Genomic DNA, 25,890 nt, shown 5'->3' on the forward strand with positions numbered 1-25,890 from the left:
GCATACGGCCATATTTCGCATGGCCTGCATAGCTCATAGCAGCATAAGCGACAGTGCCGGCACGCTGACCAGCAGCAAAAGCCGCAGGATGTCCGCAATCCAGAATGGCACGATGCCGCGAAAGATCACGCCCAGAGGAATATCCGGCAAAGTGGCTCGCAGGATGAACACATTCATGCCCACCGGCGGGGTGATCAGGCTGATTTCCGTCACAACGACCACAACCACGGCAAACCAGATCAGGACGTTCTCCGGATCGGACAGCAGCCCCGTTCCGAAATCGAGTTGATAGATGATCGGATAGAACACCGGCACGGTCAAAAGGATCATCGACAGGCTTTCAAAGACACAGCCCATCATCAGATAGATCAGCACCATCATCGCGATCACCGCCCAGGGGCTGATGTCCATCTCGTAGATCAGATCCACCAGAGCGTCCGGCAGTCCGGCAAAATTCACGAAGGCGGAAAAGATTTCGGCCCCGATGACAATCGCAAAGATCATGGCGGAGGAGATGACCGTTTCCCGGCAGGCCATCCAGAACCCCGCACGGCTGAGGCTGCGCATCATCAGCGCCAGCAGCAATGCAAAGATCGCCCCCATGCCCGCCGCTTCGATAGGGGTGAAGAACCCGCCGTAAATCCCGATCATGATGAAGGCGAAAAGCGCCAGCGTGCCGAACACCCCCATCTTGTCCGTCCGCGACATCGGTTCGGGATCGGTCACGGGCGGCGCCAGATCGGGTTTGATCCGCACCGCGATCATCACTGCGAGCAGATAGAACACCACCCCAAGGGCGCCGGGGATCAGCCCTGCGATGAACAGCTTGCCGATGTCGCTTTCGGTCAGGAGCCCGTAGATGATCATGATCACCGAGGGCGGAATGAGAATGCCAAGCGTGCCACCCGCCGCAATCGAGCCCGCCGCGAGACTGTCGGAATAGCCGAAGCGCCGCATCGGCGGCATCGCCACCCGGCTCATCGTCGCCGCCGTCGCCAGAGACGAGCCCGACACGGCGGAAAACCCGCCACAGGACAGCACCGCAGCGAGCGCAAGCCCGCCCCGCATGCGTCCGAACAGTCGGTCCGCCCCGGCAAAGAGCCCGTGCGCGATGCCCGAATGCGCGAGGATATTGCCCATGAAAATGAACAGGGGCACGACGGACAGCGAATAGGAAAAGCCGGTTTCGAACACGGCGCTGCCAACCATGGCACCCGCGGCATCGAGCCCGCGCATCCAGGCAAAGCCCACCGCGCCGACCACAGCCATGGCAAAGGCGATCGGCACGCGGGAAAAGACCAGAAACAGCAGAACGACCAGGGCAATCAGCGATTCGATCATGGGCGCATCTCCCGCATCAGACCAAAGAGCGCCGCGACGAGACAGGTCAGCGCGCCCAGAAAAGCAAACGGTGCCAGAGGAACGCCCATCGACACGGAACGGGCCCCGTCCGTGACCTGAGTGATCCCGAGCACCGCGAGACGCCAGGCGAAAAAGGCCAGCACAACCGCCGAGACGATCGCTGCCATACGCCCCATCACACGGGAAACGGCACGCGGCACAACGCTCACCAGCAGATCGACCTCAACATGCGCGCCCGCGCGGCTCACCAGAGGCAGGGCGACGAACACCAGCGCCCCGAGCAGAAGCTCCGTCAGCTCGAACGCCCCGGACAGCGGTGCGTTGAACAGGTATCGACCGATGACATCAATCCCCGTCACGGCCATGAGGGCCAGCAGCAAGAAAGCTGCCAGCCCCATCAGACCGTTTTCGATCCGTTTCGCGGTCATTGCGGCACCGTGACCCCGGTCATCGCGCGCAACCGGGTCAGGGCCGCCAGACCGTCTTCGTCCTCGGGCAAGGATTCGGCCCAGGTTTCCTCCTGCCGCCGTGCGGAGGCTTGCAGAGCCGTGAGCACCGGCTCGGGCGCCGGGTAGAATTCGATGTCGCTGTCCGCAAGCTCCTCGCGCGCGGCCGCATCCGCATCGTTCCAAGCCTGTCCGACGCGTTCGGCGAAGGCGAGACCGGAGATGGCGTCGATGGCGGCCCGGTCCTCGGGCGAGATACTGTTCCACTGGTCCTCGTTGACCACGAGGAACCATGTGGTGTTATACACGCCGCCGGGCACGGTCATCGAATATTTCACATCGTCCGCCAGGTTGAACGCGGTCAGCGCCTCATAGGTGAACGCCACCCCGTCGATCACCCCGCGCGACAGCTTTTCATACACTTCCGTCGAAGACATGAAGAGGGAGGTTCCGCCCAAATCGTCCACCAGAGTGCCGACATAACTGCTGGGCACCCGGATCTTGAGCCCCTCGACATCTGCGGGGGTCTCCAGCCGATGCTTGTTGTTGTGCAACAGTCCCGGACCATGGGTGAACAAGCCCAGAAGATGCGTGCCCTCATGTTCTTCGCGGGCATTCAGGTCTTCGGTGTAGACTGTCCAGAAGGCTTTGGAACTGGTGACGGCATCGTCGCCGATAAAGGAGAACTGACCCAGCAAACTGCCCTTGAACCGATCGTCCTGCGTGAAGCTGTGCAGGCCATAGGTGATGTCCGCGACCCCGTCCCTCGCCATGTCGAAATGCGCGGGCGGCGAGCCAAGGGGTTTGCCGAGCACCCGGATCGACACGCGACCCTCGGTGACCTGTTCGACGTCCTTGGCCCAGGGCTTGATCGCGTTGACCACGATCGGATGGCGCGGCGGCAGCCAGCTCGACAGCGCGAGTGTCACATCGGCGGCCTGAGCCGCCAGAGGCGTGAGCAGGGTCGTAATGGCCAACAGGCCAGCTTGTGTCAGACGTTTCATATGTTGTTTCCTCCCAGTTGAAGTCGGACCCGCAGGCGGTCTCCTTCCCCCCGCGCGCCAGTGTTGAAGTACGGTTTTCGTCAGGCACCCCGATCCGGGTGAACCCGGTCCGGATGGGCCGCCGCAAAGGCCGGCAGTCCGGCACAGGTTTCGGCGACCCGGGTGAGACGCCGCAGATCTTCTGTCGGCACCCCCCAACGCTCTGCATTGTACAATTGCGGGATCAGCACCAGATCGGCCTGGCTGAGACGCTCTCCCATCGCATAGGGCCCCACGGCATCGAGCATCGCCTCGACAGCGACCAACCCGGGCCGGATGAAATGGCGCATCCATTCCGCACGATCCGTCCCACGACCGGTCAACTCCACCACATGCGCCGCGACGCGCTGATTGCAGACCGGGTGCAGGTCGCAGGCAATCGCCTGCACCACGCCCCGCATCTTCACCGCGACCGCCGGATCAGCGGGGCGCAGGTTGAGCCGCCCGGTGTCCTCAAGATAATCGAGGATCGCCATGGATTGCGTGAGCCGCAGCCCGTCGATGTCGAGCACCGGCACCAGGCCCTGCGGATTGCGCGCCAGATGCGGCGCGGTGCGTTGTTCCCCCGCCACGAGATCCACCGGCACCGCCCGGTAGGCGATCCCCGCCAGATTGAGAGCGATACGCAAACGGTAACTTGCCGTCGAACGCCAGTAATCGAAGAGCACGGTCTCTGCGGACATTCTGTGTCCTTCAGCTTTCAACCGTGCCCCGGGCTGCGCGCAGCGCCTCGGACAGGGTTTCGGCATTGCCGATCTGGTTCATCAGGATCAGGATCAGCCGGGCATTGAGCGCTTCGCTCGCCTCCCGGTCCAGCCCCTCGTGCGCGGCAATCAGCCCGGCATAGATATCATCCGGCGCCTCGACATTCGGTGTCAAAATCAGGCTCATGCTCGGCCCCTCCCCGTGGCCTTTCGCAGCGCGGCGCGCAGCTCGGTTTCCTCCCAGGCGGACCACCGCCCGGCGATATGCTGATCCGGGCGGATCAGGTAGACGGCATGAGAGCAGGTCCCGAGATAACGCGCGCGCAGCTCCGGGCCGATCTCCTCCGCTGACAGGCTCAGAACCTGTGCCGTGATGCCGTCTTCGGTCACCGGTTCCGGTGCCTCTGTTCCGAGCGCGAGAATCGTGAACCCTCCGCCCAACTGCTCCAGAAGAAAGCCGTTGTTCAGCGGCGCATCGGAACAGGGTGCTCCCGGACGGCTCCGCGCCGGGGCTTCGAGCAGGCCATCGACGCTGTTGAGCGTCGAACCGTCATAGACGCAGGGCACCGACAAACGCCCGGAATTCACGAAGGGCCGGGCAAATTCATACCGCCCGGACAGGTCCAGAACCGCGTCCCGGAACATCCGGCTCACACCGGATTTCGGCGTGATGAAATCCGTCGAGCGGGTCGAATTGAGAATGTTCTCGTCGGCGCCGTGAATACGTTCCTGATCGTAACTGTCGAGCAGGCTCTCCGGTGCCTCGCCCCGCACCACCAGCCCAAGCTTCCAGCCGAGGTTGTCCACATCCTGAAGCCCGGAATTGGCGCCGCGCGCGCCGAAAGGCGACACCTGATGCGCCGCATCGCCCGCAAAGATCACCCGGCCATGGCGAAACCGCTCCATCCGTTTGCATTGAAACGTGTAGATCGACGACCAGACGATGTCATACTCCACATCCGCCCCCAGCATCGCGTCGAGGCGACGGCGGATGTTTTCCTCTTTCATCTCTTCCTTGCGGTCCACGTCCCAGCCGATCTGGAAATCCACCCGCCAGGTGTCGTCCGGCTGTTTGTGCAGCAAGGTCGAGGCACCGCCCACATGGGTCGGCTCGAACCAGAACCAGCGTTCGGTCGGGAAATCCGCCGTCATGCGAATGTCGGCGATCAGGAAACTGTCCTTGAACACCTTGCCCGAGAATTCATGGCCCAGCATAGCGCGCAGGGGCGAATTGGCCCCGTCCGCCCCGATCAGCCAATCGGCGGCGATGCGATACGGCCCGTCCGGTGTCGTGATGTCGAGCAGCACATGATCGTCCCGCACCTCGACCGCATCGACCCGGTTCTTGCCCCGGATCTCGATCGGTGCGCCCGCCGCCTGCGCCTCGCGTACCCGCTCCACCAGAAAGCGTTCGAAATAGGGTTGCTGAAGATTGATGAAGGCCGGGTATTTATGGCCTTCTTCCGGCAGGAGATTGAACTCGAACACCTGACTGTCGCGGTGGAACACCTTGCCGACATTCCACACCACGCCCTTGTCCAACATCGGCTGACCGCACCCGTAGCGGTCCGCGATCTCGAGACTGCGTTTGGAAAAACAGATCGCACGCGAGCCCATGCCGATGCCCTCGTGATCGTCGAGCACCACCACCGGTATCCCCTGCAACCCGAGATCGAGCGCGGTGGCGATCCCGATGGGTCCGCCCCCCATCACCACGACGGGATGGCGCACGATCTCCTCACTGTCCTGGTCGGCACAGCGCGCATAAGGATAAAGCCGGAAAGCCAGCGAATAGCGGTCCTGAAACATGTTGTCCTCCTCCCTGAACCCCAGGCGTCAGCCCTGAAGGGCCTCCCACATTTCTCGGTCGCGTTCTGCGGTCCAGACGCGCGGCGTGTCGATGCCGCGGGCTTCATCATAGGCGCGCGCCACGTTGAACGGCAGGCAGTGTTCGTAGATCGCGTAGTCGCCGAATTTGGCGTCACAAGATGCCCGCACCGCGTCCCAGGCCTCTTTCAGAGAGCCGCCACGGGCCACGATCCGCGCCACCGGCGCATAGGTGCTGTCGACAAAATCGCGGGTTGCGGCGATGGCTTTGCCGACCATCTCTTCACCCACAAGCGCGTCGCCCCGGCCCGGTGCGATGGACTTCGGCTTATAACCTGCGATGGCGTCAAGCGTGCCGCCCCAGTCGCCGAAATGCCCGTCGCCGCAGTAGCAGGCGGAGTGGTATTCGACGATGTCGCCGGTGAACATCACCTCCTGATCCGGCACCCAGATCACCGCATCACCTGCGGTATGCGCGCGGCCGAGCGTCATGATGTCGACCCGGCGCTTGCCGAGGTAGACGGTCATCTTGTCACGGAAGGTCGTGGTCGGACGGGTCAGGCCGGGGATTTCCTCATGGCCCTGGAACAGGCGCGGGAAGCGACCGAATTCGCTGTCCCAGTCCTCCTGACCGCGCTCTTCGACCATCGCGGCGGCTTTCTCCGACATGATGATCTCACGCGCGCCGTAAGCACTCGCGCCCAGCACGCGGACGGCGTGATAATGGGTCAGCACGACGTGGGAAATCGGCTTGTCGGTGACGGTGCGCACGCATTCAATCACCTTGCGCGCCAGACGCGGCGTCGCCTGTGCCTCGACGATCATCACGCTCTCGTCGCCGATGATGACGCCGGTGTTCGGATCGCCCTCGGCGGTGAAGGCATACAGCCCCTCGCCCACTTCGGTGAAGCTCACCGTCTTCTCTTCCAGGTCCCCCTGGCTCGCGAATGCTTTCGCCATGTGCGTTGTCCTTTTTCTTCCGCCTGACGGAGCGCGCAGCATGGCGCCCCTGCGGGTTATCTGTTTTCAGAACCATGGCCTCCGGACCATCCGGAGCGCCATGAGGAAATCGGTCGTCAGGCCGTCGGCAATTCGGCCGCTGCGGCCGGACGCACCGTGCCGGAACAGGCCCCGAAGCCGATGCGATAGCCATCGCCTTTCGCCGCGCCATAGAGCGTCAGCCTGTCGCCATCTTCCAGAAAGCTCCGGGGTTCGCCCGTGTCGAGCGTCAGAGGCTCCTTGCCGCCCCAGCTCAGCTCCAGAAGCGAGCCGCGGCTATCCGGCGTGGTTCCCGAAATCGTGCCCGACCCCAAGAGATCACCCACCCGCATCGGACAGCCCGAGGTGGTGTGATGACAAAGCTGTTGCGCCGCCGAATAATACATATGGGTGTAATTGGTCCGGGCGATCACAGTCTCGGCCTTGCCCTCGGGGGCGAGCCCCACAGAGAGGTCGATGTCGTAAAGCATCGGCCCCGGTTCGGCGAGATAGGGCAACAACGGGCGTTCACGTTCCGGCGTCGGGCGGCGGAACGGCTCCAGCGCGGCTTTCGTGACGATCCAGGGGCTGATGGTGGTCGCGGTGGCCTTGGCCTGGAACGGCCCCAGAGGCTGGTATTCCCAGGCCTGAATGTCGCGCGCCGACCAGTCGTTCAAAAGGACATAGCCGAAAATCATGTCGTCGGCCTCGGCGACGGAGACCATGCCGGAAGACGGTTGACCGACGATGGCCCCCATTTCCAGTTCCAGATCGAAACGTTGGCAGGGCGCGAAGACCGGCAGGTCCTGATCCGGTGCCTTGAGCTGGCCCAGCGGGCGCTGCACCGGCGTGCCCGACACCACGACCGAAGACGCCCGCCCGTTGTAGCCGATCGGGATCGACAGCCAGTTCGGCGGCAGGGCGTTTTCCGCGCCGCGGAACATGGTGCCGACATTCACCGCATGGTTTTTCGAGGCGTAGAAATCGGTGTACTCGGTCACGGCAAAGGGCATACGCATTTGCACCGTCTCCAACGGCACGAGATGCGGCTCCACGGCGGTGCGATGGGCTTCACCGGCCAGAAGCTCCGTCAAACGGGCCCTGAGTGCAGCCCAGACCTCGGGACCGGCGGCCATGACCGCGTTCCAGGACGGTGCCGCAAACAAGGACGGGTCGAGCCCGTGATCCACCTGCACCACATCGAGCACGAAGGCCCCGATGGCCACGCCCATACGCGGGCCCTGCCCGGCATCGAACACGCCATAGGGCAGATTGTTCAGCGGAAAATCGCATTCCGGGTCGTTTGCGCTCTCGACCCAGCTTCTGATGAGACTCATGTCTCCTCCCTTCCTTCTTGTGGTCAGGACGCCGGCAAACCGCCGCCGCCCTCCGCTTCATTTCTCCCAGTTGCCTTCCGGCGTCCCGTCAAAGCGTTTCTTCAGGCTGTCCCAGCAGTCGATGTAATCGTCCTGAAGCGGGGCCTCTGTCGCGGCGAACCGTGTCAGGTGCTGCGGGAAACGGGTCTCGAACATGAAGGACATGGTGTTGTCGAGCTTCTCGGGTGCGAGATCGGCGAATGTCGCCTTCTCGAAGGCATCGTTGTCCGGCCCATGCGGCAGCATCATGTTGTGGAGGCTCAGCCCGCCCGGCACGAAACCCTGCGGCTTGGCATCATATTCGCCGTAGATGTTGCCCATCAGTTCGGACATCACGTTCTTGTGGTACCACGGCGGACGGAAGGTGTTTTCCATCGTCATCCAGCGCTCGCGGAACAGCACGAAGTCGATGTTCGCGGTCCCCGGCACGCCAGACGGCGCGGTCAGCACGGTGAAAATCGACGGGTCGGGGTGATCGAACAGGATCGAGCCGACCGGGCAATAGGTCCGCAGATCGTATTTCACCGGCGCATAATTGCCGTGCCAGGCCACCACATCGAGCGGCGAATGCCCGATCTTGGTCTCATGGAACTGGCCCTGCCATTTGATTGTCACGGTCGAGGGCGTCTCGCGATCCTCGAAAGCGGCCACCGGCGTCTTGAAATCGCGGCGGTTGGCCATGCAATTGGCCCCGATCGGCCCGCGCCCCGGCAGTTCGAATTTCTGGCCGTAATTCTCACAGACAAAGCCCCGCGCCGGACCGTCCAGAAGCTCGACACGGTAGACAAGACCGCGCGGCAGAATCGCGATTTCCTTGGGTTCGAGGTCGATGACCCCCAGCTCGGTGCAGAACCGCAGACGCCCTTCCTGCGGCACCACCAGAAGCTCGCTGTCGGCGGAGTAGAAATAGGCATCCACCATGGATTCGGTCACCAGGTAGATATGCGTCGCCATGCCGACCTGAGTATAGACATCCCCCGCCGTGGTCATCGTGCGCATGCCTGTCAGCCAGGTCAGCGGCGCGTCCGAATGCGGCACCGGGTCCCAGCGGTACTGACCCAGGCTGATCACATCGGGATCGACACAGGGTGCGGACGCCCAAAGCGGCAGGTCGATCTTTTCATAGCGATGCGAGTGTTTGACCGAAGGCCGGATGCGATAACACCACGTCCGCTCGTTCTGATGACTCGGCGCCGTAAAGGCCGTACCGGACAATTGTTCGCCGTAAAGGCCGTAGGCACATTTCTGCGGGCTGTTCATTCCCTGAGGCAGAGCCCCGGGAAGCGCCTCGGTTTCGAAATCATTGCCAAAGCCAGGCATGTAGCCTTCGTGCGCTGTGGAAATCCCAACGGCGCGGGTCAGCCCCGAGATCGTGCTCATATCGTTCATTCAGAAAGCCCTCCCAGTCTGATCTGTCCTGTCTGATTATTGACATGTTGATAGTTGCTTTTGTAACTAACAAGGGTGATTTTTGTATCGGGAGAGAAAAGTGAACCGCGAGGATTTCGAGCTTTCAGTCTTTACGCCCTATCTGCTCAACCAGGCAGCAGAACAGCAAAGTCGTGTTTTTTCAAATACCTACAAAAACCTCTACGGCATGCTGCAAACCGAATGGCGGGTGCTGTTTCATCTCGGGCGCTACGGCGCAATGACAGCGAAAGAAATTTCCATACGCGCCAGCATTCACAAAACCAAGGTTTCTCGCGCCGTGCGCGCGCTTGAACAAAAGCGTTTTCTCGGACGTGAGGTCAGCCATGAAGACCGGCGCATGGAACGGCTGACCCTGCGCCCGGCAGGTCAGGACGCGTTCAACGTCCTGACCGCTGCCGCCGCAGATTACGAAACCGCATTGGCCACCCGGCTCGGCCCGGAGGACATGAAGCACTTAAAGCGTCTGCTCATGGCGCTCGCCTGAGCCGCGCACCGCAGCCCCCTGCCGACAGAGTGCGAACAGGGCACCTTTCGACGAAATCCCCAGCTTGGCATAGGCGCGCTTGCGATAGGTGGCGATCGTCTCCGGCGACACGGACAGTTCGAGCGCGATCAGCTCCGCCTTTTTGCCGTCGAGCATCCCGAGACAGACCTGACGCTCGCGGGCGCTGAGCACATCGAGGGCCGGTGGCGGACCGGTGCGTGACAGCCCTTCGAAATGCATCAGCGCGATTTTTGCGGCCAAAGATGCCAGAGCCGCCTCCGGCCCGCCGCCCTCCCCCTGCGCAGCAAGGTAGAAATTGACGATGATCCGACGCTCCTCACCGACAGCGAGAACCGCCAGCTTGCCGGACAGGCCCGGTGTGCTGAAAAACCTCTGACGATAGCTTTCGGACATATCGCTGTCCCGCACCCGAACGTGCACCAGTTTGCGCTGTCCCGGCGACAGTGCGGTCAGCACTGGCAATAAGGGATCCTCCCGGAACCCGCCCTCCAGATAAGCCTCGGCCAGCACCTCGCCCAAGCGTTCGCGGGAAAAATTGCGGGACAACAGGCAACAGGCCTGCGACCCGCTCAGATCGAAAATCATAACCTGTCGAGCACCGCTTTGCTCCGCCAGTTCTGAAAACACCTGTCCGAAACGCTCCGAGCCACAGGCGTCGAGACAGGCCTCGACCATGGTCAACACATTGCTCACCTGTGCGCCCTCCGTGTCCTCGTGCGATCCCTGCCCCAAGGGATGCCCCGGATCGGCCCTTATGTCCAGAATGTCCCCGGAACACCCGCATTGCGCCTGGTGTCCCTTGTTGCGGGGGACAGACCCGTCCCCCCGCTCCCCCTATCCTGCCCGTTCCACTTCGAACCATGGGAGGAGCCGTAGTGAGACCTCAGGGACGGGCCGAGACCGACTCGCTTTATTTCAGCTATCCACATTTTGACGCCCCGCAAGCGCGTCAGACGTTGAGTGACCCCGCCCGGGTGGCCATCGTCGGTGCGGGCCCGGTTGGCATGACGGCCGCGCTGGCGCTGGCGCATGAAGGCGTGGCATCCGTGCTGTTCGACAACAAGGCGACGTTCAACGACGGCAGCCGCGCCATCTGCATCGCCCGACCGAGCTTTGCCATTCTCGACCGTCTGGGCGTGGTGGCGCCGTTTTTGGAAAAATCGCTGGGCTGGACCACCGGACGGTCTTTCTACCAAGGGCGGCAAATCCTCGAATTCGAGATGCCGGACAGCGCGGAAGAGAAGTTCCGCCCGATGTACAACCTGCAACAGCAATATATCGAGGCCTATCTCTGGCAGGCGGTCGCAGCCAGCCCTCTGATCGACATCCGCTGGCAGAGCGAAGTGACCGGCCTGCGCGACACCGCCACCGGATTGCGTCTTGCAATCACCGACCCCAACGGCAGTTACGAGATCGACACCGACTGGTGTCTGGCCTGTGATGGTGCCCGCAGCCCGGTGCGCAAACTGCGTGGCAAACGGCTTCAGGGGCAGAATTTCGAAGGCCGCTATGTAATCGCGGATGTGCAGATGGAGCACGATTATCCGACGATCCGGCGCGCCCTGTTCGACCCGGAGAGCCGCCCCGGCGGCACGGTACTCATTCACCGCCAGCCGGATAATATCTGGCGCATTGATTACCAGTTGCGCGATGACGAAGACGAAAGCGAGGCGATCCGGGAGGACAATGTCCGCATCAGTGTCCAGGCCGTGCTCGACGACATCGGCCACAAGGGGCCTTGGGAGCTTGAATGGTGGAGCGTCTATTCTGCCAACACGCTGGCGCTCGACGATTATCGTGACGGGCGGGTGTTCTTTGTCGGGGACAGCGCGCATATCGTGCCGATCTTCGGCGTGCGCGGCCTCAACAACGGGCTCGCAGATGCCGCCAATATCGGCTGGAAACTGGGTTGGGTGCTGACGGGGCGCGCGGGAGAGGCGCTGCTCGACAGTTATTCGCCGGAACGCCGCGGCGCGACACTCGACGTTTTTGACAATGCTGCGAAAAGCGCGCGGTTCATGACACCCTCCACGCATGGCTGGCGGCTCATGCGCGATGCCGCCCTGTCTCTGGCCCTCGACCACCCGTTTGCGGGCAACCTTGCCAATCCCCGGCAAATGACGGCCTACAGCTATCACGACAGCCCCGCGACCCTGCCGGACGACCCGCGCTTTTCCGACGGCCCGCTCCCCGGTGCCCATGTGCCGGAGATGCGGATGGAGAGCGGGTTTCTCTCCGACCGTTTCGGGGCGGGTTTCACCCTGTTGTGTTTCGAGGACACACAGGAGGATTTGTCCAAACAGGTCCGCACACAGGCGCCCGAGGGGATATCGGTGGTGACCTTGCCCTATCCGTCCACGCTCGCCTCCCGTTTCGGCGCCACGTCCGGATCGGCCTATCTGATCCGGCCCGACCTGCATATCGCGGCCCGCTGGTACACTGCCGAGGCGCAAAATGTTTGCGACGCCTTTTCCCGCCTCACCGAGACACAGGAGCGCTGAGATGACCCCCGCAGATCTGGAAACCGTTTACGAAGCTCTCGCGGAGGACATCGACCGCGTCGGCCCGGAGAAAAGCGCGCTGTTTCTCTCGAAGCTCGCGCTGCTTCTCGCTCAGGACATCGGGACGGCAGCGCCGGTTCTGGCCCGCATCAAGGAAGCCTCGGCGCATCTGACGGTTGAAACGCTGAAACCGTGATTGCCTAATATACCTAATATATATCTCGCTCTCTGCCCGGGAAACGATCCCCGGAACAACGGGCCGAAAACGTCAAACCAAAATGCCTGCTGGCCGATGCTTTGCTCGGCCAGCAGGCGCTGAAGGATCGACGTCCGCAAAATGTCACGTCCGCCGAATATTCACGGCGAAACGGATCCTATCCGCTTACACGCCGGCGTAGACCGGGAACATGCTGGCGTCGCCGTAGTCCTTGATTTTCTCCATGGCTTTGAGGGCGTCCATGTCCTCGGCGGAGATTTCGAAATCGACGGCGGCGTTGCTTTCCATGTGGGCAGGCGTCGCGGTTTTCGGCAGCGGCAGCAGACCCATTTGCAGACAGTAGCGGATCGCCAGTTGCGGCAGGCTCACACCGTATGTGTCGGCCATGGCCTGCACTTCGGTGTTTTTCATCAGTTCGCCGTGGCCCATCGGGGAATAGGCTTCGACGAGGATGTTTTTGCTCTGGCAATAGTCGATCAGTTCGAAGGGCGTGTTGGTCACGTGGGCCAGCACCTGGTTGACCATCGGGGCCACGGTGCCGTTGTCGATCAGGTTGTCGAGATCGGCTTTCTCGTGGTTCGACACGCCGATGGCGCGGATTTTGCCCGCTTTGTAGAACTCTTCCAGCGCGGTCCAGGCGGCCAGGTTGCCCTCGAAGAAGCGATCTTCGCCCCCGAAGTTTTCCCAAGGCGTCGGGCTGTGAATGATCATCAGGTCGATGTAATCGACGCCCAGGAGATCGAGCGAGCCCTGGATCGCGGCTTTCGCGCCCTCGTAATCCTTGATGCCCGCATCCAGTTTGGTTTGCAGGAACAGCTCTTCGCGGGCCACGCCGCAATCGCGCAGGCCCTCGCCCACGCCGCGTTCGTTGCCATAGGCCTGTGCGGTGTCGATGTGGCGGTAGCCGAGTTTGATGGCGGTCTTCACGGACTCGGCCACTTTGTCGTCGTCAATCATCCAGGTGCCGAGGCCGAGTTTCGGGACTTCGACGCCATTGGAGAGGGTGAATGTCTCTTGAAGGATCATGAGATCTTCCTTTCTTTGCGTTTGGCCGTTTGCCGAACTGGGCAAACGGGGCAAACGGGGCTGTTTCCATCTGTCCCAGACGGGACATCGAACAGCCGGTGTCATCTTGATGTGCTCAATCTAGGCCAAAGCGTGAGCTATTATAATCTGGGCAAAATAGATGTCACTCATGACTCAAAATCATGAGTGACTCCATTTTGCTCAAATCTAAGGTCAGCCGTTGTAATCTTCGTCCGCGACCTTCTCCATCCAGGTCACGGCGGAGCCATCGACGGTCTCTTGGATCGCATAGTGGCTCATGGCGGTCTCGGGTGCGGCCCCATGCCAATGTTTCTCGCCAGCCGGGAACCAGACGACATCACCGGCGCTGACCTCTTCGACCGCCCCGCCTTCGCGCTGAACGCGACCTCGACCGAATGTGATGATGATGGTCTGCCCTGCGGGGTGCGTGTGCCATGCGGTGCGCGCCCCCGGCTCGAAGGTCACATGCGAGCCACCGACGCGGCCCGGCTCTTCGGCCTGGAACATCGGATCGACACGCACGGTGCCGGTGAACCAATCTTCGGGACCGGCCATGGAGGGGATGCTGCCGGAACGGATGATTTTCATGGGGATACTCCTTTCAGAAACGCGGGATCAGCCGCGCAATTTGTCGAAACGATAGGTCAGCGCCGGGCCGCCGGGTTGAACATAAGCCAATTCCACGGTCGCCATGGCGAAGGGTTCGATGAAGCGGGCGTTGTGCAGGCCGCCGCAGTCCAACGGCTCAAAACCGACATCGCGGATCAGCCCGAACGCGATCTCCTTGGCACCCGCGTCGTCGCCATAGGTCATGACCTGCGGGGCAGGCGCCTGCCCCTTTCGGGCAAAGACAGGATAAAAGCTTTCCGACGGGTTGGTGTTGAAACACGACACCCAACGGGCGTGAGGCCGCAGTTTCGCCAGCTCTTCGGCGCCAGACGAGGTGGTGCCGACGACCAGAGCGGAATCGCTGTCGTTCAAAGGCAGGGAGCAGTTCAGCACAACCATGCCCGCCAGATCGCCCGCCTGCTCCAAAACATCGGCGCGGCGCGACCAATGCACCGCCAAAAGCACCGCGTCGGCCTCCTCGATGGCCTCGGCCACGCTGCCCGCAGAGGCGCCGACCTCGCCTGCGAGCCGGTCGAGCTTCGCACGATCCCTGGCGTAGGAAAAGGTCACGTCGTGCCCCGCCTCGGCCCAGATGCGACCCAGTTTGCCGCCCATGAGACCCGATCCCAGAATGCCGATTTTCATGCCAAGCTCTCCTTTCATCGCCTCAGTTTACTCTGCGCGGTTCTCAAACACCTCTTTCGCGACCGGCATGGCCGAGAAGACCTTCGGCCAGCCCGCGTAGAAGGCGAGATGCGACAGCATGGCGCCGGCTTCCTCTTGGGTCAAACCATTGTCCATGGCTCGGTTGAGGTGGAATGTCATCTGCTCCGGCTGACCGGCGGCGATGAGGGCGGCGACGGTGACGAGGCTGCGGTCACGCGGCGCGAGGTCCGGGCGGAGCCAGAGATCACGGAACAGCACGTCGCGGGTGTTGTCCACCACGCCGATGCTGACATCGCTGTAAAGCCCGCTGACAAGCGCCTCGCGCGCGTCCTCGGCCTCTTGGTTCAGCGGCAGAAATTCGACCTCGGCGCCCGGCAGGCTCTCGGGCGCGATGCCACGGGATTCGAACACGGGCGCGGCAGCCTCGGCGGCGGCGGTGGCGTTGCCAAGACCGGTGTAGAAGGCCAGATGGGTGATCGTCTCCGACAGTTCCGCAGGCGTCACACCGGCGTCCAGGGCCAGCGCCACATAGCTTGCGAGGTTTTCGGTCTCATGGCGGGTCATGAGGGCGGCAAAGGTCACAAGCGCACGGTCGCGCACGGACATGGCCTCATTGTTCCACTCGGAGCCGAGGATCACTTCGCTCGTATAGGCCTCAAGCGCCGGGGCGACTTGGGCAACTGAAGCAGGCACAGTCTCGCGCACATCCTGAGCGAGTGCCGCGCTGGTCACGAGGGCAAAGGCGGAGGCGGCAATCGGGGTCTTTCTCAGGGAGGTCTTCGGCGAGGTCATGGGGGAACTCCTGTTGTCTGTGTCTCCCATAGATTTGGCGCCTTTCCCGGAGAGATTAATGCCGCCTCACATCACCCCACTCATGAGCCGTTTTCATCAATCTCTTTCAGGCCGATTTCAGGCCCGCTCCCTGAGCGCGTCCAAGACCACGGTGAAGGCCGTGGACGGCCTCTGGCGGCTTGGGTAATAGAGGTGAAACCCCGGGAAATACGGGCAATAGTCCTCAAGGCACATGCGGAGCGCGCCACTGTCGAGATGCGGCTGCGCCAGACGTTCCGGGATGAGCGCCAGCCCATGCCCGTCAATCGCCGCCTGAAGCACCGGGTTGACGGTGTTGAAACAGGCCTGCCCCTTGACCTTGACGTTGATCTCCTGCCCGTCCTTGTCCTCGAACTCCCAGGCATAGAGCGCACCGTGAGTCGAGAGCCGCAGGTTGATGCAGCGGTGATCGACCAGATCCTGCGGCACCTCCGGCGTGCCCAGCGCCTCGAAATATTCCGGCGCGCCGACACAGATCATCCGCTCGTCCGGCCCGATCCGCATAGCGATCATCCCATCGCTGACCTGATCGCCATAGCGCACACCGGCGTCACATTGCGAGGCGGCCAGATCGGTGTAGCCGTAATCCATGACGAACTCGACATTGACCGACGGGTATTGCTTGAGCACCGGCGAGAGTTTCGGCCAGAGAATGCTCTCGATGGCATATTCCACGGCCACGATCCGCACGGTGCCGGTGGGCGTGTCCTGAGAATCGTTGAGCGCCTGCAACCGGCTTTCGATCTTCTCGAAACAGGGATTGAGGGTGGCCAGCAAATCCTCCCCTTCCAGCGTCGGCGCCACAGTGCGGGTCGTGCGGGTCAAGAGCCTGAGCCCGAGGCGTTGTTCCAGCCCCTTGATCGTATGGCTCAACGCCGATTGAGACACGTTGAGACGAGCCGCTGCCTTGGTAAAACTGCGTTCTTCGGCCACGGCGGCGAAGGCGATGAGGTCGTTGATATTCTCGCGTATCATGAGGGAAGCCGGAGGTTGGAACTGTATGATCAAACGGTTTCCCTCATGATATATGGCCCTGCTTCATGAAGTCGAAGGGTTTGCGGCGCATGTGGCGCATATTTCATGGCCCGCGTTTCACGCGACGATCCTCCAACGCGCATGAGGCTCTCGCCCTGGAAGGCCGCTGGCACACCGGATCGCCCGCCACACGGAGAAGGCAGGGCCAGCGTCATTCCCGGAACCAACTTTTCAATCAGAAAACGACGTGGAATCATGTCTTTGCCTTCCCTGAAAGAACACCTGTCATGCTAGACGGGCAGGTCATCGGGATCATGCCCCGTTCTCTCAGACCATTCATGATGAGCCCTCATGAATGCATTGCATGGAATGGCGATTATCCTCGCCACATTTTGCGCCATCATATCTGCAGATGTTTGCCCCTTCCCAAAGAGGATGCCAAAGAGACCATGTGCGACGCCTGTAACACCTCCCCCGAATTCCTGACACGCGAGGGCGAGAGCCGTCGCGGCTTTCTGACCGCCGGTGCGGCCGCCGCCGTGGCCGCACCGCTGGCTGCAGCCGGGTTTGCCGGGACTGCCCGGGCCCAAGACGTCAACGCGCTCGCTGAGAGCCAGGTGCAATCCTGGGCCGCCTTCGACACCGATGGCGCCTTTGCGCCCCACACCATCACCCGTCGCGCCGCAGGGCCGAAGGACGTGGTGGTCGAGATCATGTACAGCTCGATCTGTCACTCCGACATTCACACCTACAAGGGCGACTGGGGCCCGCAGGTCTATCCGCTGGTGCCGGGCCATGAGATGGTCGGTCGCGTTGTGGCCATCGGTGCAGATGTGATCAAGTTCCGCGAGGGCGATTACGCCGGTGTCGGCACCATGGTGGATAGCTGTGGCACCTGCGCCAACTGTGTCGCCGACCGGGAACAGAACTGTCTCAACGGCACGACCTTCACCTATGGCTCCGAGGATAAAATCTCCGGTGGTCTGACCCAGGGCGGTTACTCCAAGAAGATCGTTGTCAAGGAAGAGTTCGCCCTGCGCATCCCGCCGGGGGTGGACCTCGCAGGGTTTGCGCCGCTCCTCTGTGCGGGCATCACCACCTTTTCGCCGATCAACCACTGGGATCTGAAACCGGGTCAGCGCTATGGCGTGATCGGTATGGGCGGTCTGGGCCACCTCGCCGTGAAACTCGCCGTCGCGAAAGGCGCCGAAGTTGTGGTCTTCACCACCTCCGAGGACAAGATCGCCGATGCCAAGGCTTTCGGTGCCGCCGAGGCCTATCTCTGGTCCGACGAAGAGGCGCTTGCGAAACAGGCGATGAGCTTTGATCTGATGATCTCCACCGTGCCTGTGGCCTATGAGATGCAGCCCTTCCTCAACATGCTGAAACTCGACAAGACGCTGGTCAACGTCGGTGCGCTGTTCGAAGTCCAAGGCGCTCAGGGCATGATGATGGCCTTCAACCGCCAGAGCCTTGCCGGCTCCATGACCGGTGGCATTGCGGAAACGCAGGCGGTGATCGACTTTGCCGCCGCCCATGGCGTGGCCGCGTCTTATGAGATGATCACCCCGGATCAGATCGGCGAGGCCTGTGAAAAGGTCGTCAACAAAGAGGCCCGCTACCGCTATGTCATCGACATGACCGCGGCCTGATGCCATTCGGGACGGGTCCTTGCGCCCGTCCTACCCCTCACGGAGTCCAAGAGATGTTCACCCCCCTCCTCCGCGCCACTCTGCTCAGCCTCGCTTTGACCGCTCCAGCGGTCGCGGACAGCTCCGAGACGCTACACCAGAAAGACAGCATGATGACAAAAATCCAGTTCACCTTCGGCTCAGAGGTTCTCACCGCCACGCTCGATGACACCACCGCCGGGCGGGATTTCGCCGCTATGCTGCCGCTTGAGCTGGAACTGACGGATTACCACGACACCGAAAAGATCGCCGACCTGCCACGCAAGCTCGATACCACCGGCGCGCCAGCCGCCTATAAACCCGAAACCGGGGACATCACGCTTTATGCGCCCTGGGGCAATCTTGCGATCTTTTACAAACCGTTTCGAAAATCGAACGGGCTTGTGCGGCTTGGGGCGTTTGACGGATCGCTTGCGCCGCTTCTGAAGGCCGGCGACACACCGGTGCGGATCGAAATCGCCGAATGAGGACCCATCGCGACGGTATCCGCCGGACACGGCGGTGACCGGCAAGCCCATCTCAACACGCGCTCTGAGCGGAGAGGCAGAGACTTGCCCCTGAAACAACGGGCAGCGCATGGCACCAGATCACTGTTTCCCCTTAGAGCGCCCGGATCTACGCCGAGATTGAGGTAAAAATCGGCCGCGACAATATCGAAGCGCTTCTCGATCAGATCGAGCACCTGTTACAGGCGCTCGACAGATGCGCGGAGTGACGATGCGGAGGCTTGCCGGCATGCCGATGCTGCGTAGGCCTAAGTATCGGCCGGTGTGAAGGTGTGAAACCGGCCCGGCCATTCCTGTGGTGTTGCTACGTGTCTGGAGCGCCTTCGCTCCGACGCCGTGACGCAAACTTCGGCGAGATTCCGACATTCGGCGCCGATGTTCACCCCATGTGGACCCTCATCGGTCGAGGTGGTCGCGCATACGGTAATAGTGGATCGCGAGTGTCCCGTAGAGCGGATGCAGGGCATGAAATGGCATTGCCTTCACCGAGCGGGAAACCGGAACCGGCATGTCGGTGCCCAGCGCAAGATGCGCCGCGAAAGCTTTTCCCAGAGCCGTTGCGAGCGCCACGCCGCGCCCGTTGAACCCCGTCGCAAGCATCAATCCAGGCGCGGGTTCGCACACACGGATGCGGTGATCCGCCGTCATGCCCACGCGACCGAACCAACGGTATTCAATATCGAACCCCGTGCCAAAGATCGCATTCAGCTCCGCAACGATCCGGCGGAAATCTTCCGCGTGGGTCGGATCGGAAAACTGCCCCCGCCCTCCGAGCATGAGACGATTGCCCGGTCCAATTCGGAAATAGGTCCCGACCCGACGGGCCTCTGACACCACGACGCCGTTCGGCAGGATACGATCGAGTTGTGCACGGCTGAGCGGTTTGGTCGCGATCTGAAAACTGTTGGCAGGCACCGTTGCACGTTTGACATCGCGGCTCAGGCCGCGTGGCGTGTAGACATTGGTGGCAAGCACCACGCGCTCGGCACTCACAACGGCCCCTGACGGCAAAGTCGCCCGCCACTTTCCGTCTGTGCGCTTGAGCCCTACCACCGGGGTTTGCGCAAAAATCCTGGCCCCCGCCGCCTCGGCCGCCCGCGCCAGTGCGCGCGCGTATTTCAGCGGATGGACCTTGCCCGCGCGCCGGTCGATCCAGCCGCCTGCGAATATGTCGGACCCGGTCTCGCGCAGCATCGCCGCAGGGTCGAGCCAGGCCACAGGCGCACCGCGCGCCTCCCACTGGCGCATGCGGGACTGCAACCCGGCAAGATGCACCTGTTTCGCTCCAGCCTGAATCCAACCCGAGCGCGAGGCCTCACAGTCCAACCCCAGCCGCTCGACCAAATCGAACAACACATCCGCAGTGCTTCCCGCGAAGTCGGTCGCCGCTTCCCCCCAGAGACGGTCCATCGCGTCGGGATCGTCCTTGAGCCCCGGAATCACCTGCCCACCATTGCGCCCGGAGGCGCCGAAGCCGGGCTCCTGTGCCTCAAGAAGTGCAACATCTACCCCCGCTTCAGCGAGGTGTAGTGCGGTCGACAGCCCCTGAAACCCGCCACCGATCACCAGAACATCGGTTTGAAGGCTGTCGGACAGCGACGGAAACTCAGGGACCTCCGGGGCGGTTGCGGCCCAGATGGATTGAAAGCGCATGATCTTCTCCGATCACATGAGGTGGCTGACACGACGCAGGAATTCCTGTGTTCGTTCGTTTTGGGGCCGGGTCAGGACCTCTTCTGCCGTGCCCTGCTCCGCGATCCGTCCGCTGTCGAGAAAGAAGACGTTGTTGGCCACTTCACGCGCGAACTGGATCTCGTGGGTGACGATCAGCATGGTCATGTGCTCTTCCGCCAGATCGCGCAGAACGGTCAGAACCTCACCGACCATTTCAGGGTCGAGCGCGGAGGTCGGTTCATCCAAGAGGATCGCCTCGGGCCGCATCGCGAGCGCACGTGCGATGGCGACACGTTGTTGCTGACCCCCGGAAAGCGCCGAGGGGTAGAAATCCATCTTGTCGGCGAGCCCAACGCGGCGCAGGTGTTCTTCAGCACGCACGCGCACCTCGTCCTTGTTTTCGCGCAGCACCTGAACCGGGCCCTCCATGACATTTTCAAGCGCGGTCATATGTGGAAACAGGTTGAAGCGCTGAAACACCATCGCCACGCGGGTGCGAATGTCGTGAATGGAACGCGCATGGGCGTCGACCTTTTGCTCGTCCACGAAAATCCCGCCGGACTGATAATCCTCCAGCCCGTTCACACAGCGCAGGAGTGTGGATTTTCCGGACCCGGAGGCCCCGATCAGGCAGACGACCTGGCCCTTTTCGACCTCGGCATCAATGCCCTTGAGCACCTCGTGATGACCGTAGGATTTATGGATGTTCTCGAAACGGATCATCGCGATTTCCCCATTTTCAATTCGACACGTCGCATCACGATGTTGAGCGGAATGGTCAGGCACAGATAAAGCGCTGCAACCATGGTAAAGACGGTCATATTGTCAAAGGTCGAGGAGGCGAGCATTTTGCCCTGCATCGTCAGCTCAGCGACCGAAATCACCGAGACCTGCGAGCTGTCCTTGAGCAGCATCACCATGTTGTTGCCATAGGGCGGCAGCGAAATCCGCACAGCCTGCGGCAGGATGATCCGCCGCATCATTTTGCCATGGCGCATGCCGATGGATTTCGCGGCTTCGACCTGCCCGCGGTCCACCGCCTCGATCCCGCCGCGAAAGGTTTCGCCGATGTAGCACGAATAGATCAGGCCGAGGCCGATGATCCCGGCCTGAAAAGCGGTCAGGTCGATGCCCATGTCCGGCATCACGAAATAGATATAGAAGAGCACCACAAGGATCGGAATGCCACGCAGGAATTCAACGATATAGCGCGCAGGACGTTCAAGCCAGATATTGCGCGACGTGCGCATCATGGCCCAGAGAAGCCCGAGGGCCGTGGCGAGGAAAAGCGCAAGCAGAGAGACCGCGACCGTGCGCCAGAGACCGGTCAGCAAAAGCGGCAGGTACTCCTGAATCCGCTCGGAAAGGGGCGACATGATTGCCTCCTGTCGATGGGGGACGCCCGGCGGTTCGAGCGCCGGGCCAATTTCGGATCAGAGGCCGTATTTGGCAAAAATCTCGGCAAGCTCACCGCTTTCCTTCATCGCGGCAATCGAGGCATTGACCTCGGCCAGAAGCTCCGGGTTTTCCTTGGACACAGCCAGTGCGACATCGCCGATCCCCATCGGCTCATAGCCCTCGACCAGCTTCACACCGAGCGCCGGATTTTGGCCCACCTGATAGGCGATGATCGGCAGATCGCCAAAACCCGCCTTGATCCGACCCAGCTTCACGTCGCGCATGATGTCGACGAGGCTGTCATAGAGCTTGACCTCTTTGAAAATACCTTTGGCCTGAAGCTTGTCGGCAAAGGTCGTACCGATCTGGGCGCCGACGATTTCGCCGGCCAGATCGTCGAGTTGATAGGCGGTATCGTCATCGGCGGCCACGAACATGCCGTCGCCATAGCTGTAAACCGTATCCGAGAAATCCACGACTTCCTTGCGCTTGTCGGTGGCGAGCATGCCCGCCGAAATCACGTCGATCTTTCCGGTTTCGAGCGCCGGGATCAGGGCCGAAAACTGGTTGATCGCGAATTCGGGCGTATCTCCGAGATCCTCTGCGATCGCGGCGGCCAGATCAACCATGGCACCGGTCGGCTTCTGGGTCGCCGTATCAACGAAGGTGAAAGGCACGCCGGTGGTGGTCACCCCAACGGTCAGCTCATCCGCCTGAGCGGACAGCGCGGAAAGGGCCAGAGTGCTGGCGAGAGCAAGCGAGCGAAGTTTCATCAGATTTATCCCTGTTATTAAGCGCGCCTTCAGACGCATTTGAACTTTCTTCACCATATTGAAGAAAATATCATTCTCAATGAAAAATCTTCATGGTTTTCATATTTTTGAAAAAACTTGCCAAATACTTAGATTTATCTTCTTATTTCATCACGATGCATTTAGAATAATGAAGAATATCTACCAACAACCCACAACAATATCCACTTCAAGCCCCCCCTGAAAGCGCCATGTCCATCGCAGATTCGGAAGCCAAATTGAAAACTGACCCGCTGAGCGGTCATGATGATGTCTCGCTGGGCGACGCCGTGCGCCGGGCGCGTCGGGATCAGCGCCTGTCGCTTCAGACCGTCGCCGATGGTGTCGGCATCTCAACCGGGCTTCTGAGCCAGATCGAACGCGGGATTTCCTCTCCCTCGATCCGCAATCTGCGCGCCATCTGCGATGTGATCGGCATCCCCTTCCTCTCGCTCTTCGACACGGATGGCGAAGCCGATCAGGAGCAAGGGCTGATCGTCCGGGCCGCTTCTCGACGGACCGTCGACTTCGGCGATCGCGGCATGGTGAAATCGTTCCTGACAGCTCATGACGACGGCACACTTCAGGTGATGGAGATCATCATGGCACCGGGCGGCGGATCGGGAGAAGACGCCTATGCCCATGAGGGCGAAGAATGCGGTGTCATCCTCTGCGGCGAGGCCGAGCTTTTCGTCGAGGACAAAGCCTATCATCTCAGCGAAGGCGACTCCTTTCACTTTGAAAGCAAACGTCCGCACCGATTTCGCAACATTGGTGACGAGACATGTCGCATCATGTGGGTCACGACGCCGCCGGTTTGGTAAGGCATTCGCCGGAAGCGCAAGCTGGTTCACTTCTCTGGATGATCGTAAAAATCACAAAGATACTTTGTGCTCACGAAACCGTAACCGCACCGATCTCCATGGATGGGAGAGGACGGTTCCTTGGCAACATCTTCATAGAGCGGCTGTGACCGACGCTGAAATATGAATGCGTCTACCTACATGCCTGGGAAACCGGCTCGGAGGCAAAGGCAGGCATCCGGAAATGGATGACCTTTCACAACAACCAACGCCCACACTCAGCCCTCGGCGACAGACCACCCGTCGTGATCTACGGGCTGAGAAACGAAACAACCAACCTTGATCAGCAGGTGCAGGGGGTAGGTGATGACCGTCGGACGGAACAGACCCATTCGAGCTCGACTTCTATGACCCTCAAAGCCTCTGGCAGCGCGACAGCAATGTCTGCAAAAATTCACACTATTGAGCAGCCCGTTTCCAAGGGCCTGAGCGCGCAACGCTATTAACATTGCGCGCCTGATGCAGGAGGTGCGCACGGTTTCGGGTCCGGTCCATGAATGCATCTGCGAGTAAGGGGGCGTTGATGTAATCATACCATTCCTTTGGCAAGCACTGCGCGATCATGATGGTCGAACTATGTGCGGAACGGTCATCGCGCGTTTCTTCTCGGGATTCACTTCTTGAGCCCTTCGGATAAAAATCGTTCTCAATCACCAACCTCCCGATCTTCGTGTGAAATTCCTTCACCTCCGCCTCGGGCGGGCCGCTCTGTTTGCCGCCAGAAAACACATCCGCCATGCCTTCCAGGACTTGACGCTCCCAAGCGCTCACCTGGTTCGGGTGCAAATGATGTTTCGATGCGATCTCCTTAATCGCCTTATCGCCCGCAGCGCTTCCAATGCCACCTCGGACTTAAATTGATCTGTAAAATATCGGCGCTTCGCCTTTCTCATCCCCCTTCAAAGGTCCGGGATACACCTTAGCTCATTGTTTGATTTCCTGAGACCACTTCAAAACGGCTTATTCTGTCTCATAAGCGAGACATATTTTCTCCGACTTAAGTCTTATTTTGAGGCAGGGTGTGGCAATTTGTTACATGCAGGCTAAATCAAGCCCCTCAAAAGACTAAGATGTTCCCAAGCTATATCTCATCGTCACACAGCCATAACATCAGACACCCAAAGGTTCTTCAGCCCCATGATCAAACGCATATTCACCGGTGGTGTCGCCCTCGCGGCATTGGGCATCGCCGGTTTCGCGATCTACGCATGGCATCCGGCAATCGACCCGGTTGCAACGCCCCCCGCAGACAGCTTTGCGCCAGCTCAGATCGAACAGGGGCGTATTCTGGCCGCCGCCGGATATTGCGCCACCTGCCACACCGCCGCGGACGGCGCGCCCTATGCGGGCAACTATCCGATGAAGACGGATTTCGGCACCATCTATTCCACCAACATCACGCCCGACCGGGAAACCGGGATCGGGGCATGGTCGGAAGAGGCCTTTGAACGCGCGATGCGCGAAGGGCTTGATCGCAGCGGCGCACATCTTTTCCCCGCTCTGCCCTTCGATCACTTCACCAAAATGTCCGACGAAGACATCTCGGCGCTTTACGCCTATATCATGTCCTCCGTGCCCGCCGTGGCGCAGGAGCATCGCGACAACGACCTGCCCTTCCCGCTCGACCAGCGGTTTTTGCAGGCCGGTTGGAAAATGCTCTTTTTCGATGAGGGCCGCTATGAGCCAGACCCCGCGAAATCCGAGGAATGGAACCGGGGCGCTTATCTGGTCGAGGGCGTGACCCACTGTGGTGCCTGCCACACCCCGCGCAATGCGCTCGGCGCCGAGGAAACCGACGAGATGTACGCCGGCGCCGCGATCGACGACTGGATCGCACCGCCTCTGACCGCCGCGAACCCGTCGGGCGTGGCCTGGACCTCCTCCGCCTTCTTCGACTATCTCAAAACTGGATCGTCGCGCTACCACGGTGGCGCCTCCGGCCCGATGGCGCCGGTGGTCCACGCCGGTCTGCGCGAACTTCCCGACAGCGATCTGCGGGCGATTTCCGTCTATCTCGGTGATATCGTCGGCGCGCCCGATGAAGACCCGGCCACCAATCCGGCCGTGATCAAATCGCTTGAGGCCGGTATCCCGCAACAGGACTATCGCGCCAATCAGGGCGAACGCCTCTATGCCACCGCCTGTGCGTCCTGCCACTACAACAGCCAACAGATTGCCGCGGGTCGCCCCGATCTGGGCATCAACTCCGCCATGCGCCTCGACGATCCGACCAACCTCATCCATGTGATGCTTGAAGGCGTCAAAGCCGATCAGGGCATGGAAGGCGTGGTCATGCCCGCTTTCGGGTCTACCATGTCGGACGAACAAATCGCCGCCATCGCTGCCTATCTGCGGTCCACCCGCACCGACAAGGCACCCTGGGCGGATCTGGAACAGAAAGTCGCCGACATCCGCGCCCTTGGCGCAGCGGCGCATTGAACGGATCGGG

General features: G+C 61.3%; 27 protein-coding genes and 1 pseudogene. 8 read left to right on the forward strand and 20 right to left on the reverse strand.

What is annotated here, in order from left to right; genetic code table 11:
• Positions 1-33: 33 nt before the first annotated feature.
• From CEW89_RS12110 to hmgA, 9 genes are all read right to left on the reverse strand, one after another.
• Entirely contained in the window at positions 34-1,341 is a 1,308-nt protein-coding gene (locus CEW89_RS12110) for a TRAP transporter large permease (RefSeq protein WP_066704695.1), read from the reverse strand.
• Positions 1,338-1,790 carry a TRAP transporter small permease gene (locus CEW89_RS12115; RefSeq protein ID WP_066704697.1) on the reverse strand — a complete coding sequence of 151 codons (453 nt, stop codon included), beginning with the start codon at positions 1,788-1,790 and terminating at the stop codon, positions 1,338-1,340. Before CEW89_RS12115 ends, CEW89_RS12110 begins: the two co-directional genes overlap by 4 nt.
• The gene (locus tag CEW89_RS12120) at positions 1,787-2,812 is read right to left on the reverse strand and encodes a TRAP transporter substrate-binding protein (protein WP_096806062.1); all 1,026 of its coding nucleotides are present in this window, start codon (positions 2,810-2,812) and stop codon (positions 1,787-1,789) included. Before CEW89_RS12120 ends, CEW89_RS12115 begins: the two co-directional genes overlap by 4 nt.
• A gap of 80 nt (positions 2,813-2,892) precedes the next feature.
• Positions 2,893-3,534, reverse strand: a complete 642-nt coding sequence (gene maiA / locus CEW89_RS12125) for a maleylacetoacetate isomerase (RefSeq protein ID WP_096806063.1) — start codon at positions 3,532-3,534, stop codon at positions 2,893-2,895.
• Positions 3,535-3,544: 10 nt separating this feature from the next.
• Positions 3,545-3,742 (reverse strand): DUF2783 domain-containing protein, encoded by a 198-nt coding sequence (locus CEW89_RS12130; RefSeq protein WP_066704704.1) that lies wholly within the window; start codon positions 3,740-3,742, stop codon positions 3,545-3,547.
• A complete protein-coding gene (locus CEW89_RS12135; protein ID WP_096806064.1) occupies positions 3,739-5,364 on the reverse strand; it encodes an FAD-dependent oxidoreductase in 1,626 nt (541 codons plus the stop codon). Before CEW89_RS12135 ends, CEW89_RS12130 begins: the two co-directional genes overlap by 4 nt.
• A 27-nt stretch (positions 5,365-5,391) precedes the next feature.
• Positions 5,392-6,342, reverse strand: coding sequence for an MBL fold metallo-hydrolase (locus CEW89_RS12140; RefSeq protein ID WP_096806065.1), 951 nt, complete (start codon positions 6,340-6,342; stop codon positions 5,392-5,394).
• A 116-nt stretch (positions 6,343-6,458) separates the two neighbouring features.
• Positions 6,459-7,697: a fumarylacetoacetase gene (fahA, locus tag CEW89_RS12145; protein WP_096806066.1), complete on the reverse strand. Its 1,239-nt coding sequence runs from the start codon at positions 7,695-7,697 to the stop codon at positions 6,459-6,461.
• A 57-nt stretch (positions 7,698-7,754) separates the two neighbouring features.
• Positions 7,755-9,125: a homogentisate 1,2-dioxygenase gene (gene hmgA, locus CEW89_RS12150; RefSeq protein ID WP_096806067.1), complete on the reverse strand. Its 1,371-nt coding sequence runs from the start codon at positions 9,123-9,125 to the stop codon at positions 7,755-7,757.
• Positions 9,126-9,225: 100 nt separating this feature from the next.
• Here hmgA and CEW89_RS12155 point away from each other — a divergent pair, with 100 nt between their 5' ends.
• Positions 9,226-9,651 (forward strand): MarR family winged helix-turn-helix transcriptional regulator, encoded by a 426-nt coding sequence (locus CEW89_RS12155; RefSeq protein ID WP_066704714.1) that lies wholly within the window; start codon positions 9,226-9,228, stop codon positions 9,649-9,651.
• On the opposite strand, the gene CEW89_RS12160 is transcribed toward CEW89_RS12155, so the two are convergent.
• Positions 9,622-10,365: a response regulator transcription factor gene (locus tag CEW89_RS12160; protein WP_157779836.1), complete on the reverse strand. Its 744-nt coding sequence runs from the start codon at positions 10,363-10,365 to the stop codon at positions 9,622-9,624. The two genes, CEW89_RS12155 and CEW89_RS12160, sit on opposite strands and share 30 nt — an antisense overlap.
• 167 nt (positions 10,366-10,532) lie before the next feature.
• On the opposite strand from CEW89_RS12160, the gene CEW89_RS12165 reads away from it, so the two are divergent.
• Positions 10,533-12,173 (forward strand): FAD-dependent monooxygenase, encoded by a 1,641-nt coding sequence (locus CEW89_RS12165; RefSeq protein ID WP_198403416.1) that lies wholly within the window; start codon positions 10,533-10,535, stop codon positions 12,171-12,173.
• A gap of 1 nt (position 12,174) precedes the next feature.
• Positions 12,175-12,369, forward strand: coding sequence for a DUF2783 domain-containing protein (locus tag CEW89_RS12170; protein WP_155846090.1), 195 nt, complete (start codon positions 12,175-12,177; stop codon positions 12,367-12,369).
• A 186-nt stretch (positions 12,370-12,555) separates the two neighbouring features.
• Here the strand turns inward: CEW89_RS12170 and CEW89_RS12175 are convergent, their stop codons facing one another.
• The 5 genes from CEW89_RS12175 to CEW89_RS12195 form a co-directional block, all read right to left on the reverse strand.
• Positions 12,556-13,416, reverse strand: coding sequence for an aldo/keto reductase (locus tag CEW89_RS12175; protein WP_096806069.1), 861 nt, complete (start codon positions 13,414-13,416; stop codon positions 12,556-12,558).
• Positions 13,417-13,629: 213 nt separating this feature from the next.
• Positions 13,630-14,025: a (R)-mandelonitrile lyase gene (locus CEW89_RS12180; protein WP_096806070.1), complete on the reverse strand. Its 396-nt coding sequence runs from the start codon at positions 14,023-14,025 to the stop codon at positions 13,630-13,632.
• A gap of 27 nt (positions 14,026-14,052) precedes the next feature.
• Positions 14,053-14,691 (reverse strand): NADPH-dependent F420 reductase, encoded by a 639-nt coding sequence (locus CEW89_RS12185; protein WP_096806071.1) that lies wholly within the window; start codon positions 14,689-14,691, stop codon positions 14,053-14,055.
• A 27-nt stretch (positions 14,692-14,718) separates the two neighbouring features.
• Positions 14,719-15,504: a carboxymuconolactone decarboxylase family protein gene (locus tag CEW89_RS12190; protein WP_198403417.1), complete on the reverse strand. Its 786-nt coding sequence runs from the start codon at positions 15,502-15,504 to the stop codon at positions 14,719-14,721.
• A 117-nt stretch (positions 15,505-15,621) separates the two neighbouring features.
• Complete coding sequence (locus tag CEW89_RS12195) at positions 15,622-16,518, reverse strand: LysR family transcriptional regulator (RefSeq protein ID WP_066704732.1); 897 nt, start codon at positions 16,516-16,518, stop codon at positions 15,622-15,624.
• A 449-nt stretch (positions 16,519-16,967) separates the two neighbouring features.
• Here CEW89_RS12195 and CEW89_RS12200 point away from each other — a divergent pair, with 449 nt between their 5' ends.
• Both CEW89_RS12200 and CEW89_RS12205 read left to right on the forward strand, forming a co-directional pair.
• Positions 16,968-18,170: an NAD(P)-dependent alcohol dehydrogenase gene (locus CEW89_RS12200; protein ID WP_096806073.1), complete on the forward strand. Its 1,203-nt coding sequence runs from the start codon at positions 16,968-16,970 to the stop codon at positions 18,168-18,170.
• Between the two features lie 53 nt (positions 18,171-18,223).
• Complete coding sequence (locus CEW89_RS12205) at positions 18,224-18,676, forward strand: cyclophilin-like fold protein (protein ID WP_244906053.1); 453 nt, start codon at positions 18,224-18,226, stop codon at positions 18,674-18,676.
• A 435-nt stretch (positions 18,677-19,111) separates the two neighbouring features.
• Here the strand turns inward: CEW89_RS12205 and CEW89_RS12210 are convergent, their stop codons facing one another.
• Genes CEW89_RS12210 through CEW89_RS12225 form a run of 4 tightly spaced genes read right to left on the reverse strand, consistent with a single transcriptional unit; the run spans position 19,112 to position 22,560 of the window.
• Entirely contained in the window at positions 19,112-20,368 is a 1,257-nt protein-coding gene (locus tag CEW89_RS12210) for an NAD(P)/FAD-dependent oxidoreductase (RefSeq protein ID WP_096806074.1), read from the reverse strand.
• Positions 20,369-20,380: 12 nt separating this feature from the next.
• Positions 20,381-21,112, reverse strand: a complete 732-nt coding sequence (locus tag CEW89_RS12215; RefSeq protein ID WP_066704741.1) for an amino acid ABC transporter ATP-binding protein — start codon at positions 21,110-21,112, stop codon at positions 20,381-20,383.
• Entirely contained in the window at positions 21,109-21,765 is a 657-nt protein-coding gene (locus CEW89_RS12220) for an amino acid ABC transporter permease (protein WP_096806075.1), read from the reverse strand. Before CEW89_RS12220 ends, CEW89_RS12215 begins: the two co-directional genes overlap by 4 nt.
• Before the next feature lie 57 nt (positions 21,766-21,822).
• Positions 21,823-22,560 (reverse strand): ABC transporter substrate-binding protein, encoded by a 738-nt coding sequence (locus tag CEW89_RS12225; RefSeq protein ID WP_081423806.1) that lies wholly within the window; start codon positions 22,558-22,560, stop codon positions 21,823-21,825.
• Between the two features lie 230 nt (positions 22,561-22,790).
• On the opposite strand from CEW89_RS12225, the gene CEW89_RS12230 reads away from it, so the two are divergent.
• A complete protein-coding gene (locus CEW89_RS12230) occupies positions 22,791-23,402 on the forward strand; it encodes a cupin domain-containing protein (protein ID WP_066704747.1) in 612 nt (203 codons plus the stop codon).
• A gap of 92 nt (positions 23,403-23,494) precedes the next feature.
• A pseudogene (locus CEW89_RS12235) lies at positions 23,495-23,695 on the forward strand (integrase core domain-containing protein); the annotation flags it as partial.
• 145 nt (positions 23,696-23,840) lie between these two features.
• Here CEW89_RS12235 and CEW89_RS21045 read toward each other — a convergent pair.
• A complete protein-coding gene (locus CEW89_RS21045; RefSeq protein ID WP_198403571.1) occupies positions 23,841-24,179 on the reverse strand; it encodes a hypothetical protein in 339 nt (112 codons plus the stop codon).
• A 399-nt stretch (positions 24,180-24,578) separates the two neighbouring features.
• Between CEW89_RS21045 and CEW89_RS12240 the strand changes: the two genes are divergently transcribed.
• Positions 24,579-25,880 (forward strand): cytochrome c, encoded by a 1,302-nt coding sequence (locus CEW89_RS12240; RefSeq protein ID WP_096806076.1) that lies wholly within the window; start codon positions 24,579-24,581, stop codon positions 25,878-25,880.
• Positions 25,881-25,890: the final 10 nt, after the last annotated feature.

It is taken from the genome of Celeribacter ethanolicus (assembly GCF_002407265.1).
GTDB lineage: Bacteria > Pseudomonadota > Alphaproteobacteria > Rhodobacterales > Rhodobacteraceae > Celeribacter > Celeribacter ethanolicus.